Below are 13126 nucleotides of genomic sequence, written 5' to 3'. Positions count from 1 at the left end.
GGCTCCGGCGGTGGCCACCACGCAATGCACGACTGCCGGCCTTCTACGGCTCCACACCGGCCTATCGGCCCGTCCGCGAGGTGGCAGTGCCCCGAACCCGAGGGCACCCCCAGACGCTTGTTGCGGCCGAGGTCAGTCCTCGTCGTCGACGACGTGCACGGCGGCTTCTTCGGCTGAGGCCGCGCCGCCGTCGATTCCGGCGTCGGTCGCCACCCGTTCCTGAACGTCGTGGACCGCGGTCCCCTCGTCGGGCGCGACCAGCCGCCCGGCCCGCCGGTTGCCGACCTCGTCATCGAGCGGAAACTCGGGATCGTAGTCGGAATCGTCGCTGCGCCAATCGTCTTTCGGTGGCTCTGGCTGATACGCCTGCGCAGCGGGATCCGCTTCTTCCTCCGCCAGATACTGGTCGAGGCTCTCCCCGGCGGCCTGCTCCGCGGGGGTCAGACCGAACTTGTCGGTACCCAACGGTCGTTCCGGCGGCGAGTAGCCCTCATCGAGGACGTCGTCGACGCCGCGGTCATCGAGGGTGTCACCGGGCTGGAGCTGATCGTCCTCGTCCAGGCTGTATTCGCCGGTCGAACCCTCCGGCGTGTGGTCGGGAAGTTCCTTCGTCATCCTTCTCACGATGCCACCAGGACCGGCCCCGCGCACCCCTCTTGCCGATGCGGATTCTGCAGACACCCCGCAGCTGCGAAACAGAACAACCGGCAGAGCAGCGCAAAAGGCCCCCGAGACATTGTCTCGAGGGCCTCTTGACCTTCGTAGCGGGGACAGGATTTGAACCTGCGACCTCTGGGTTATGAGCCCAGCGAGCTACCGAGCTGCTCCACCCCGCGGTGTGAATACAACGTTACAGGGCAGGGCATCTGAAACCAAATCGCCTTATCTGACAACGTAAACGGCTTCCGGCCGCCGCCGGAGACAGTCATCGTCGGGACAGAACCCATCACCCGCCCGGACCGCACGCCGGGGATTTGCTACCTGGTCACCGGACAACGCAAGAGGCCCCCGAGACATTGTCTCGAGGGCCTCTTGACCTTCGTAGCGGGGACAGGATTTGAACCTGCGACCTCTGGGTTATGAGCCCAGCGAGCTACCGAGCTGCTCCACCCCGCGGTGTGAATACAACGTTACAGGCCGACCCATTCAGTTCCAAATCGCCGGCCTGTAACGCGCATCACCTGCCCTGAGCTGCGCGGACGCTAACTCGTGGGCAATGCCTCGTATTCCGCGATGGCCGTCTGCAGATCAGACTGCGCCTTGCCGTAGGCGGTGAAATCGCCCGACCGCATGGCCTGCTCCATCGCCTCGATGGCCGTGTTCATCCGATCGATGACCGCGTCGCGCTCCGGCGAGGCCGGGACAGCGCCCTGTGTGCTCTCCGGCGTCTGCGCCTGCGCCTGCTCGGGTGTCGGCGTCTGGCCGTCCGGTGCAGGCGTGGTCGGTTCGACGTCGGCCTCGGATATATCGGCCACCGACGACGGATCGATCCCGACACCCCGCAGGGCACCGGCAACCGTCGGTGCGTACCCGATCTTGTTGTTGTACCGGACGATCACCCGGAACAGTCGCGGGAAGGTACCCGCGGTGCTCTTGGCCTGTGCGTACATCGGGACCACGCTCAGGATCCCGTTGTCGCCCACCGGCAACGTCAGCAGGTTGCCGAACGTGACATTCGCGGTGTTCTCGAGGTTCTTTCGACTCTCGGCAACGCGGCCGTCGGTCTCCATCGCGCTGAACACCTGTTTCGGACCCTCGCGCTGGGTATTCGCCGGCAACGTCTTTATCGTCATCTGCCCGTAGTTCTTGGGATCGGACGACACGGTCAGATAGGCCGACAGGAACTCCTGCTTGAGCACGTTGAACACCGAGGTCAACTGGAACGACGGCTCCTTCGACTCCGGATCGGCGGCGACGAAGTAGTACGGCGGCTGATCGAGGCCCTGCGTGACGGCGGCACTGTCGGTGGGATCCGCCGGGACCGACCAGAATGCGTCACCTTGGAAGAAGGTCTGCGGATTGTCCACGTGGTACTTGGTCAGCAGCGACCGCTGGATCTTGAACAGATCCTCCGGGTACCGCACATGCTCGCTCAAGCTCACGTTCTTGTCGAACTCCGCCCGCGACTCGACCGAGTCGGGGAAGACCTTCATCCAGGTCTTGAGGACCGGATCCTGTTCGTCGAATTGGTAGAGCTTGACCTCGCCGGAGTACGCGTCCACCGTCGCCTTGACGGAGTTGCGTACGTAGGAGACCTGCTTGTTGACCTGGGACCGGCCGGTCTGGCCCTGATTCAGTTCCTGCGCATCAGAAGTCGCGTCGTCCAGCGACATCTTCTGGGCGTACGGGTACGCGTCGAGGGTGGTGTAGCCGTCCACGATCCACTTGACCGATCCGTCGTCCATCACGGCGGGATAGGTCTTGGAATCGACGGTGAGCCACGGCGCCGCCTTCTTCACGCGGTCGCGGGGGTCACGGTTGTAGATGATCTTCGAGTTCTTGTTGATCGCACCGGACAGCAGGATGTTGCGCTCGGTGTACTTGATCGAATACGCCATCCGATTGAACCAATTCGACAGCGGCACACCGGCAGCGCCCTGATAGGTGTAGGTCGAATCGGCCGTGTCGAACTCTCGGGACTGGCCGTTGTCCGAACCGACGATCGCGTAGTCGGGATTGACCTTGGCGATCAGCTCGCCGAAGTAGATCCGCGGCTGCGCGACCTTGATCGGAGCGGTCTCCTTGTATTGCTCGGTCTGGTAGTTGCTCAGGTCGCTGACGTAGAACACCGGCTCGCCACCACCGCTGGTGACGTCGTTCTCGTTCGAGACGGCTTCATTGACTGTGTTTGCCGGCGCCGCGATGAATCCGTTGCCGTGCGTGTACACGGTGTGCTTGTTGAGCCAGTTCTGCTGGTTGGCCTCGAACTTGCTGGGATCGAGCTCGCGCGCCGCGACCACGAAGTCGCGCAGCTGCCCGTCGACGGTGTACCGGTCCAGGGCCAGTTGGCTGGGGAATCCGTAAAAGTTCTGCTGGCGCTTGAGCTGGGTGAATGCCGGCGAGACGATATTGGGATCAAGGATTCGAATGTTGGACAGGGTTGGCTCGTCCGCATCGACCTGGGCCTGGTTGACCGGCTGGCCGGTCCAATTCTGTTGGTAATTGATCTTGTCCGCACCGATGCCGTATGCCTGCTCGGTGGCCGTGATGTTCCGGCTGATGAACTCGGCTTCTTTCTCCGCCGCGTTCGGCTTGACCGAGAACTGTTCCATCGCAGCCGGCCAGCCGACGCCGATGACCAGCGCCGAGAGCAGCATCATCGCGGTCGCCAGTGCCGGGATACGCAGATCCCGCAACACCACGCCGGCGAAGAAGGCCAACGCACAGATGATGGCGATGGCCATCAGGATCAGCTTGGACGGCAACACCGCATTGATGTCGGTGAAGCTGGCGCCGGTGAAGATCTCTTGCTTTCGGGTGCTGCTGAGCAGGGTGTAGCGATCGAGCCAGTAGGCCACCGCCTTGAGCAGCAGGAAGGTTCCGGCGATGACCGCGAGCTGGATGCGGGCCGCGTTCGTCAGCGATCCCCCACGTCCGGCCAGACGGATCCCACCGAAGATGTAGTGGGTCACCAGGTTCACGATGAATGCGATCACCACGACGACGAACAGGAAGTTCAGCACAAAGCGGTAGAACGGCAGATCGAAGGCGTAGAAGCCGACGTCGAGTCCGAACTCCGGGTCCTTGATCCCGAACGACTCACCGTGCAGGAACACCTGGATCGTCGCCCACGAACCCTGTGCCACCAGGCCGGCGAGAAGACCGACGAGCACCGCCGGGATGATCGCGAACCAGCGGATCCGGCTCATCACGACCGTGCGGTAACGGGCGATCGGATCACCCGGACCGCTGGTCGGCACGAACACCGGCCGACTGCGGTACGCGAGCCAGAGCGCTCCGAAGACGATCAGGCCGGCGATGACGGCACTGATCCCGAACACGGCCACCCGCGTCCAGATGATCTTGGAGAAGACCGACCGATAGCCGATGTCGTCGAACCACAGCCAGTCGGTGTAGATCGAGATGAACCTCGGGCCCACCAGCAAGATCAGCAAGACTGCGACAGCGACTCCAATGAGCGCCTTGCTACGTCGCGACAGCGTTGGCATCGATGCCGGACCCCGGATTCCCACGTGAACTACTCCCAGTTTCATGCCGGACGCACCGCGGCCGGTCCTTGACGAACACTTTACTTTGCGAAAAGCCGCAGTCGGCAGGTGGTGAGAGCCGGGGAGCTGGCGGGCGGCGCGCAAGTACTGTGCATTCGCTTAGAACACTACCCATCCCCGAGCAGACCGACCTCGACTGCGAACTCGCGAGGGCTTCTGTGCCGCTTGTCACTGCCAACGGTCGATCGGCGACACCGGTTCCCGGGCGTTGCATAAAAGCCCGGTCGGCAATGCGACTATGGACACGTGACCGACCCGCAGCCACCCCTACTCTCCCCCGATGCCCTGGGCAGCGCGATCCGCGAAGTGATCGAGTTCGTCGACGCCGCCGGGTGGGGGCAACCCCCACAGCTGTTCGCCCTCGTGCCCACCGCGCTGCTCGCCGACACCCAGCCCGACTGGGTCGATGACCACGACACCTCCGAGTTGACGCTCATCGAGCAGGAGCCGCTGCCGGTCTCCCCCGAAAGCGGGATGGCCGAGCTCGAACACGTCCTGGCCACCACCAGCTGGCCGTCCGAGGTGGAAGGTTGCGCGCTGGTCCAGGAGATCATCGTGCTGCCGCCCGAGGCACAACACGACCTCGACGAAGCCGTCGGGCCGCTGGTATCCGACCCCGATTCCGCCGACCACGTCGCGCGGAGCGCCGCCGAAGCACTCCCGGACAGCCGGACCGCCCGATTGGCTGCCGCGGTCCTCCGTGATGGCCGGTCGCTGTGCCTGCTGCAACTGGCACCGGACGACGACGAGGAATCAGATGGTCCGATAGAGCTGCTGCAACATCCGGACCTGGCCCCGAACCTGGTGGCCGCACTGGCCGCGACGCTCGAGAACGTCCCGTTCGACGACTGAGCGACCGCGCACCGGCGATCAGCAGGTCGGCGGCGTCCGGCCGGCGTCGATGTCGGCCATCGCGTTGATCGCGTCGGGCAGTGTGTCGACCTTGACCAGGGTCAATCCATCCGGTGCGTCGGTCTTGGCCTCGGCGCAGTTTCCGGCCGGGACCAGGAATGCGGTGGCGCCGGCCTCCCGGGCCGCGCGCATCTTGTGAAGGATGCCGCCGATCTCACCGACGTCGCCCGATGAGTCGATCGTTCCGGTCCCGGCGATGAACTCCCCACCGTTGAGCTCACCGGGACTGAGCTTGTCGATGATGGCCAGCGCCAGCATCAGTCCTGCCGACGGTCCCCCGATGTCACCGACATCGAAGTTGATGTCCAGGTTGGGGTCGCCGTTCTGTTCCGACAGCGCGATCCCCAGGATCCCTCTGGTCTGGTCGTCGGGATCTGCCCCCAGCGTCACCGTCTCGGTCACGGGCTGACCGTCGCGGATGAGGTCGAGGGTGACCGGCGTTCCCGGCGGGATCTCGGCGAGAGCCTCACGAAGCGCGACGGACGTCGCGACCGCTGTGCCGTTCAGCGCGACGATCTCGTCGCCGTCCTGCAGCTTGCCGGTGGACGGTCCCGCGTCGTCGACTGCGGCGACCTCGAGATCGACGGGGCGGTCGAGATAATCCAGCGCGGCGATGGTGGCCGAATTCTCCGAACCCGTCATCTGCTGGCGGTTCTCCTGGTCGACCTCATCATTGGATTTCCCGGGCGGATAGACCCGATCCCGCGGCTCGAGTTGGTCATCGCCCGACACCCACAGCCCGATCGCCTGGAAAAGGGTCAGGCCGTCGGTCACCGACACCGTCGTGAGGTTGAGGTTGCCGTTGGTCCGGTCCACATCGGCACCGGTGATCGAGACCACCTCGCGACCATCCACGGACCCCAGGGTGTTGACGGTCGGTCCCGGGCCGAGTGCCACGAAGGGCACCTTCACGAGGGTTCCGATCAACACGAACACGATCAGGAACGCGAGCGCGACCAGGAGGGTGACAATCCGCCGGTATCCCGGACCGATTCTGAGGGACTGCAGTTTCACCAGGCCCAGCGTAGAGGGTCGGCATCACGGTGCCCGCCATGCACTCGAACCGCGCGTTGACCGGCGGCGCCCCGGGTTTCGCGCAGAGCGGATCTGTGACGTTCGGGGTACTGCCCCATTCGCCGGTACCGTGGAGGCATGAATGACTTGCCCTTTGGTTTCTCCGCTTCGTCCGGCGACGACGGGGATGGTGATCCTGGCAAGAAGCCCGGAGACTTCGATCCCAACCAGCTCGGCCAGATGCTCTCGCAGCTCGGCCAGATGCTCTCGGGCATGGGCGCAGGCATGGGTTCGGGCGGCACCGGCGAACCGGTCAACTACCAGGTCGCCACAAGCCTGGCCCGCCAGCAGATCGGCAAGCACTCCCCGGTCAGCCAGGGTGAGCTGTCGGCGATCACCGATTCCGTCCGCCTGGCCGAGGTGTGGCTCGACACCGTGACCACGCTGCCCGCCGGTGTCACCACGACCGAGGCGTGGACATCGGTAGATTGGCTCGAGAAGACGCTGCCGATGTGGAAGCAGCTGTGCAACCCGGTGGCCGAGCAGATCGCGGGCAGCTGGTCGACCAACCTTCCTGAGGAGGCCCGGCAGTTCGCCGGTCCGATGATGGGCATGGTCAGCCAGATGGGCAGCATGGCTTTCGGTACCCAGCTGGGCCAGGGCCTGGGCCAGCTCGCCCAGGAGGTGCTCACCTCCACCGACATCGGTCTGCCGTTGGCGCCCACCGGAACTGCGGTCCTGCTGCCGGAGGCGATCAGCACCTTCAGCGAGGGACTCGAACAGCCGAGCCAGGAGATCCTCGTCTTCCTCGCTGCCCGGGAGGCCGCGCACATCCGGCTGTTCGCCCACGTTCCGTGGCTGCGTCAGCGACTACTCGCAACTGTCGAGGAATACGCCCGCGGGATCAGCATCGATTTCTCCGGTATCCAGGACGCGGCCGCCGGCATCGATCCGGCCACTCTGCTGTCGGATCCGAGCAAGCTCGAAGAGCTGATGTCAGGTGGCGCGGCATTCGAACCGAAGACCACGCCGCAGCAGCAACATGCGCTCACCCGCCTCGAGACGCTCCTCGCACTGATCGAGGGCTGGGTCGAAACCGTTGTCACACAAGCACTGTCCGACCGGATCCCGTCGGTCGCCGCATTGACCGAGACCATGCGCCGCCGGCGCGCCACCGGCGGACCGGCCGAGGAGACCTTTGCCACGCTGATCGGACTGGAGTTGCGTCCGCGCAAGCTACGCGAAGCCGCCGACCTGTGGCGGAAGCTCGCCGAGTCGTCCGACATCGAGGCCCGCGACGGAGTCTGGGCACATCCCGATCTGATGCCCGACGCCGACGACCTCGATCATCCGGCCGCGTTCATCGACCGGGTGATTGGCGGCGGCAGCGACGCTTTCGACGATCCGATGGCGCAACTCGAGAAGACCCTGGCCGACGAGGCCCGCAAGCGCGAAGAAGAGGGCAAGGGACCCGCCGGCGGCGACACCCCGACCATCTGATCAGCCATCCCTCGCACCAACGCCGTCTCGCCGCGTTCTCGCTGGTCACAGTCACGACGACCTGTGGATAACCGGCGGCTGAGGGCACCTGGGGCGTGACCGGTTCTGGTTCGGTGTTGCCATGACACTCGCGCCTTTGCCGATGCTCCGTGCCGGAGCAGTGATCCTGCTCCGGCCCGGCGGCCGGATCCAGGTCGGACATGACCCTGACCGGGCGGTGATCATCGAACCGCCCGCCCATGTCGTCCCCGATCGGCTCGCCGCACTGTTGCGGTCACTGACCGGGCCGCAGCCTCTGCAGGACACCGCCGCCCGGGCAGCGGCGGCGGGCCTGACGACCGACGAGGTCCGCGAGTTGCTCGACGCGCTGGTCGAGGCCGGCACCGCCCACCACGGCAGATCTGCGATCACACCGATGCAGATCCGGATCCATGGTGCCGGGCCGCTCGCCGACGCAACGGCCTCGGCGCTTTCCCGGCCGGAGTTCTCGGTCCTACAGTCGGTCCGGCGGCCACGACTGTTCGACGGCGAGGTCGATCCGATCACCCACGAGGACCGGATGGTCACCTGGGCCACGGATCTGGTGATCCTCACCGACTTCCTGGCGCACGATCCCTGGTTGGTGTCGAGCCTCATGCGGCACCGGATTCCGCATCTGATGGTCCGTCTCCGTGACGGCACCGGTGTGATCGGCCCGATGGTGTTGCCCGGGCTGTCGAGTTGTCTGCACTGCGCCGACCATCACCGCCGGGACCGGGACCGGGACTGGCCGATCGTCAGTGCCCAGCTGCTGGGGCTCAGTGGCTGGGCCGGGTCGGCGACCATTGCCGGAACGGCCGCGATCGTGCAGGCGGAAGTCGAGCACGTGGCAGCGGCGACCCGGCCCGACCGCCGCACCGGCACGCCTGCGGCGCCGACCAGCCTCGATGCCACGATCGAGTTTCGCGCGGACCCGTCATCGCTGCTCATCCGGGGCTGGTCACCACATCCGTTGTGCGGCTGTCGTCTACCGCAATGAACCAGGCGTCGTCCACTAAGCTCGGGTCCATCGGAAAGGGGAAACTCAATGGCTGAGATCACACGCGGCGGGGCACGGCGAAACGCCAAGCTCGCCGCGCTTCCGCTAGGGGTGGCGGGGCGGGCCGCATCGGGCTTCGGTAAGCGGCTCGCAGGTGGGGACAAGGACGAGATCACCGCGGACATGATGGAGAAGGCAGCGCAGCAGCTGTTCGCGGTTCTCGGTGAGCTCAAGGGCGGGGCAATGAAGGTCGGGCAGGCGCTCTCCATCATGGAGGCCGCCATTCCCGAGGAGTTCGGCGAGCCCTTCCGTGATGCGCTGACCAAGCTGCAGGCCGAGGCACCGCCGTTGCCGACCGCCAAGGTGCACGCGGTGCTCGACAATCAGCTCGGTACCAAGTGGCGTGAACGGTTCAAGGAGTTCTCCGACGAGCCGGCGGCTTCGGCGTCGATCGGCCAGGTACACAAGGCGGTCTGGCATGACGGACGCGAAGTGGCCGTCAAGGTCCAATACCCGGGCGCCGATCACGCGCTCAAAGCCGACCTGAAAACGCTGTCCCGGATGACCGGCCTGCTCAAGCGCCTGTCCCCCGGCACCGACGTGAAGTCGATGATGGACGAGCTGATCGAGCGCACCGAGGACGAACTGAACTACACCCTCGAGGCGAACAACCAGCGCGCCTTTGCCAAGGCATTCGCCGGCGACCCGAACTTCGTGGTTCCGCGCATCGTCGCATCTGCACCCAAAGTTGTTGTGTCCGAGTGGATCGACGGCATTCCGATGTCAAAGGTGATCAAGAACGGCACGGTCGACGAACGCAATGACGCCGCCGCCAAGATGACCGAGTTCGAGGTCAGCTCGCCCACCCGGGTCGGTTTGGTCCACGGCGATCCGCATCCGGGTAACTTCCAATTCCTCGCGGATGGCCGGATGGCCATCCTCGACTTCGGCGCCGTCGGCCATTACCCGAACGGTCTACCGGCGGCCACCGGCCCGATCCTGCGTCTGTGCCGGGACCGGAAGTACGACGAGCTCAAAGAAGAAATGGTGCGGGCCAACTTCATTCAGCGTTCACACCAGGACAAGGTCACCCCGGCCGACCTCGAGGCGTATCTGCGTCCCTACGTCGACCCGCTCTACAGCGAGTCGTTCCACTTCACCAGGAAATGGCTGCAGCGCGCCGCGGGTGCCGCCTCCGACCCGCGTGGAGATGTCTACCGGACCTCGCGAAACCTCAATTGCCCCAAGGAGTATGTGATGGTGTTCCGGGTGCTCGGTGGATGTGTCGGTATCGCAGCACAACTCGATGCCGAAGCGCCCTACCGCGCCATCATGGAGAAGTGGGTCCCGGGCCTGGCCGAGTAGGGTTCGGACAACAAAGAGCGGGCGGACACAGAGTTCTTGTGTCCGCCCGCTTTTCGCTGGGGATCGGTGGAGCATCACGCCGCGGTCGGGTTCTTGCGTGGCCGGCCGCGAGGACGCTTGCGTGCGATGACGACCCCCTGATCGAAGATCTCACCGCCCCAGACGCCCCATGGCTCAGCGCGTTCGAGCGCTTCGGCCAGGCATTCGCGCCGCAGTGGGCAATCGCTACACAGCGCCTTGGCCTGCTCGAGTTGACCGGGGTTCTCGGAGAACCACAGGTCGCTGTCCACCATCTGGCACGGGAGCTCCGTTTTGGATGCATCCAGTGCGAGTCCGCCGGCCCCGAAACCGTTGTCGCCGGACCTGCTGTCGCGGTACGACTCGAGTAACTCGGTCATTGGGTCTTCCTCCACTGTCGAATGTGCTGCTCGGATTGATTTGGGACCGGGCCTCGACTGTGGTGGAACAAAAATTGTTCTCAGATCACAAAAGAGGCCACGGTTTCGCTGTCGCGATTCGCCGTGGCCTCACATGGAGTCTGAACTGTGTCAGATCTCTATTCGTGGAGAGAACACGGGAAACGCCTGGCGGGTTCGGCGACGGACGGATACCACCGTCGGCGGCAGGAACGCCGGAATCGCTGCTGTCATAGCCAGGAATCCCGGCTTGATGGCGGCGGTGTGCGCAGTGTGAACGGCCTTGGGGCGAGGGGCGAGGGGCTGTTCGTGATGCCATGAGGCACATGCCGTGACGGCATGGTCGACTGCGCTCTCGGCGCTGCACAAATCAATCATCGGACCTCTCCTCTCCCGCTCGGTTGTCTCGTGCACCTGGTTGTGACACCGTTTTGTTCTCCGTGCCACACAATGTTGTTGTCCACAGTAGGGGCTGCCCAGAAAACGCACAAGCTATTTTTGACCTGCGGTTTTCCCGCCTCGGACGAGTGTGAGTATGTCCTCGCCGTACTGATCGAGCTTCTTCTGACCGATCCCCTGGATGCCGACCAACGCCGAGACATCCCCGGGCTGCTGTTCGGCGATCGCGATCAGCGTGTTGTCGGTGAACACCACGTAGGCGGGGACCTTTTGTTCCTTCGCGCGCCCGCTGCGCCACTCCTTGAGCGCGAGCAGCAATCCCTCGTCGAGGTCGGATGGGCACCGCTCGCAACGACCCAGCAGCACTGCGGTCTTGCCCAGCAACGGCTTTCCGCAGACGCGACACTTCGGTCCGGAGCGGGTTCGTTTGGGCTCGGCGATCTTGGATGCCGGCGAGTCGTCGGGTACCAGGTTGATCACGAAACGCGACCGGCGCCGCGAGGCCCGGCCACCCTCGTTCCGCGACAGCGCCCACGACAGTTGCAGGTGTTCGCGCGCCCGGGTGACGCCGACGTAGAGCAGCCGGCGTTCTTCTTCGATGGCGTCTTCGCCGGCTTTGATGGCCTGGCTGATCGGCATCGAGCCGTCGACGAGCCCGACCAGGAAAACCGCATCCCACTCCAGGCCCTTGGCCGCGTGCAGGGACGACAACGTCACGCCCTGCACTGTCGGTGGGTGCCTGGCCTCGGCGCGCGCCGCGAGCTCGCGGGACAGTTCGGTCAGGGTCAGGTCGGCATTCTCGGCCAGCATGTCCTCGGTCATCGTCACCAGCGCCCGCAGGGACTCCCACCGCTCGCGGGCCTGTGCACCGGCCGGCGGCTCGTCGGTCAGGCCCAGCGGGACCAGGATCGCGCGCAGGAGCGTCAGCGTCTGCGCCTCGGCGGGCAGATCGTCGCGCTGGGCGGTCTGGCTGACCGCTCGCATCGCCTGCCTGATCTCGGACCGCGAGAAGAACGCCTCCCCACCGCGCACCTGATACGGGATCCCGGCCGCGGTCAGCGCCTGCTCATGGGCTTCGGACTGGGCGTTGATCCGGTAGAGGATCGCGATCTCCGACCCGGGCACACCGGAGTTCATCAGTCGCTTGATCGAACGGGCGACGGCCTTCGCCTCGGCCGGTTCGTCGTCGTACTCGGCGAAGTCGGGCTCGGGGCCGGGATCTCGCTGCCCGATCAACTGCAGGCGCGTGCCGGCGATACGCCCGCGAGCGGCCCCGATGACGCTGTTCGCCAGCTGCACCACCTGGGGTGTCGACCGGTAGTCCCGCTCGAGACGGACCACCGTCGCGTCGGGGAACCGCCGCGAGAAATCCAGGAGATAGCGGGGTGTGGCCCCGGTGAACGAATAGATGGTCTGGTTGGCGTCACCGACGACGGTCAGGTCGTCGCGCGGCCCCACCCAGGCGTTGAGCAGTGCCTGCTGCGCCGGGGTGACGTCCTGGTATTCGTCGACGACGAAGCAGCGATAGCGATCCCGGAACTCCTCGGCGATCAGCGGATGATCGTCGAGGATGGCGCGCGTCATCAGCAGCAGGTCGTCGAAGTCCAGGAGCTGATCGCCCGCCGGCGACACCTTGGCCTGCTCGTAACGTTCGTAGACCAGCGCCACCTGCTCGGGCGGGATGGGTGACTCGCGACGGCTCTTGGCCACCGCGGCCGGGTAGTCCGCGGGCCCGATCAACGAGCCCTTGGCCCACTCGATCTCCGAGATGAGGTCACGCAACGACTCGGTGGTGGTCGGCGCTCCGGCAGCGCGGGCCGCGCGGGAGACCACCGGAAACTTGTTGTCGAGCAACTCCCACTGGTTCTCACCGATCGCCTGTGGCCAGAAGTACCGCAGCTGACGCATCGCTGCGGCGTGGAACGTCAACGCCTGCACCGCATTTCCCTGCCCGGAGATACCCAGCGAACGGAGTCGGGTGCGCATCTCACCGGCAGCGCGGGAGGTGAACGTCACGGCCAGGACCTGACTTGCCCGGACATGGCCGTCACCCACCAGATGCGCGATGCGACGCGTGATGGTGCGGGTCTTGCCGGTGCCTGCGCCGGCCAGGACACAGACGGGCCCACGGGGTGCGAGCACAGCGGCCTGCTGCTGCGGGTCAAGTGAGGCATCCATGGCGATCAGTATCCCAACGTCCACCGACAGACGTGCGGCCGGACGGTCCCGCACCGGACCCCGCCCCGCCGGCGCGGGACATCGAGGCACGACGG

Annotated in this window: 9 protein-coding genes and 2 tRNA genes; 4 read left to right on the top strand and 7 right to left on the bottom strand. The window is 65.5% G+C overall.

The genetic code is table 11. The features are described from left to right. Positions 1–132: 132 nt before the first annotated feature. The 4 genes from AC51GR_RS04530 to AC51GR_RS04515 all read right to left on the bottom strand — a co-directional run bounded on the left by AC51GR_RS04530 (position 133) and on the right by AC51GR_RS04515 (position 4214). Entirely contained in the window at positions 133–615 is a 483-nt protein-coding gene (locus AC51GR_RS04530; RefSeq protein ID WP_496323425.1) for a DUF5709 domain-containing protein, read from the bottom strand. A 147-nt stretch (positions 616–762) separates the two neighbouring features. Further along, positions 763–836: transfer RNA gene (locus tag AC51GR_RS04525), tRNA-Met, on the bottom strand. A gap of 206 nt (positions 837–1042) precedes the next feature. Beyond that, positions 1043–1116: transfer RNA gene (locus tag AC51GR_RS04520), tRNA-Met, on the bottom strand. Positions 1117–1202: 86 nt separating this feature from the next. After that, on the bottom strand, positions 1203–4214 hold the full coding sequence (locus AC51GR_RS04515; protein WP_496323424.1) for a UPF0182 family protein: 3012 nt from the start codon (positions 4212–4214) through the stop codon (positions 1203–1205). A 261-nt stretch (positions 4215–4475) separates the two neighbouring features. Here AC51GR_RS04515 and AC51GR_RS04510 point away from each other — a divergent pair, with 261 nt between their 5' ends. Beyond that, complete coding sequence (locus AC51GR_RS04510; RefSeq protein ID WP_496323423.1) at positions 4476–5081, top strand: PPA1309 family protein; 606 nt, start codon at positions 4476–4478, stop codon at positions 5079–5081. Positions 5082–5099: 18 nt separating this feature from the next. Here the strand turns inward: AC51GR_RS04510 and AC51GR_RS04505 are convergent, their stop codons facing one another. Continuing rightward, positions 5100–6155: a YlbL family protein gene (locus AC51GR_RS04505; RefSeq protein WP_496323422.1), complete on the bottom strand. Its 1056-nt coding sequence runs from the start codon at positions 6153–6155 to the stop codon at positions 5100–5102. A 138-nt stretch (positions 6156–6293) separates the two neighbouring features. On the opposite strand from AC51GR_RS04505, the gene AC51GR_RS04500 reads away from it, so the two are divergent. From AC51GR_RS04500 to AC51GR_RS04490, 3 genes are all read left to right on the top strand, one after another. Then, positions 6294–7655 (top strand): zinc-dependent metalloprotease, encoded by a 1362-nt coding sequence (locus AC51GR_RS04500; RefSeq protein ID WP_496323421.1) that lies wholly within the window; start codon positions 6294–6296, stop codon positions 7653–7655. 121 nt (positions 7656–7776) lie between these two features. Further along, entirely contained in the window at positions 7777–8673 is an 897-nt protein-coding gene (locus AC51GR_RS04495; protein ID WP_496323420.1) for a hypothetical protein, read from the top strand. A 48-nt stretch (positions 8674–8721) separates the two neighbouring features. After that, positions 8722–10038: an ABC1 kinase family protein gene (locus AC51GR_RS04490; RefSeq protein WP_496323419.1), complete on the top strand. Its 1317-nt coding sequence runs from the start codon at positions 8722–8724 to the stop codon at positions 10036–10038. Positions 10039–10112: 74 nt separating this feature from the next. Here AC51GR_RS04490 and AC51GR_RS04485 read toward each other — a convergent pair whose 3' ends face one another. After that, positions 10113–10436 carry a WhiB family transcriptional regulator gene (locus tag AC51GR_RS04485; protein WP_496323418.1) on the bottom strand — a complete coding sequence of 108 codons (324 nt, stop codon included), beginning with the start codon at positions 10434–10436 and terminating at the stop codon, positions 10113–10115. Between the two features lie 510 nt (positions 10437–10946). Continuing rightward, complete coding sequence (locus tag AC51GR_RS04480; protein ID WP_496323417.1) at positions 10947–13031, bottom strand: ATP-dependent DNA helicase UvrD2; 2085 nt, start codon at positions 13029–13031, stop codon at positions 10947–10949. Between the last annotated feature and the right edge of the window lie 95 nt (positions 13032–13126).

The organism is Williamsia sp. z71 (assembly GCF_059553375.1).
The sequence above is the reverse complement of the archived record's forward strand: the minus strand, read 5'-3'. Positions and strand labels throughout refer to the sequence as shown.

What these genes read in the sequence shown, in the direction of transcription:
- AC51GR_RS04530 (WP_496323425.1), bottom strand. Translation starts at nt 615, where the DNA reads ATGACGAAGGAACTTCCCGACCACACGCCGGAGGGTTCGACCGGCGAA.
- AC51GR_RS04515 (WP_496323424.1), bottom strand. Translation starts at nt 4,214, where the DNA reads ATGAAACTGGGAGTAGTTCACGTGGGAATCCGGGGTCCGGCATCGATG.
- AC51GR_RS04500 (WP_496323421.1), top strand. Translation starts at nt 6,294, where the DNA reads ATGAATGACTTGCCCTTTGGTTTCTCCGCTTCGTCCGGCGACGACGGG.
- AC51GR_RS04495 (WP_496323420.1), top strand. Translation starts at nt 7,777, where the DNA reads ATGACACTCGCGCCTTTGCCGATGCTCCGTGCCGGAGCAGTGATCCTG.
- AC51GR_RS04490 (WP_496323419.1), top strand. Translation starts at nt 8,722, where the DNA reads ATGGCTGAGATCACACGCGGCGGGGCACGGCGAAACGCCAAGCTCGCC.
- AC51GR_RS04485 (WP_496323418.1), bottom strand. Translation starts at nt 10,436, where the DNA reads ATGACCGAGTTACTCGAGTCGTACCGCGACAGCAGGTCCGGCGACAAC.
- AC51GR_RS04480 (WP_496323417.1), bottom strand. Translation starts at nt 13,031, where the DNA reads ATGGATGCCTCACTTGACCCGCAGCAGCAGGCCGCTGTGCTCGCACCC.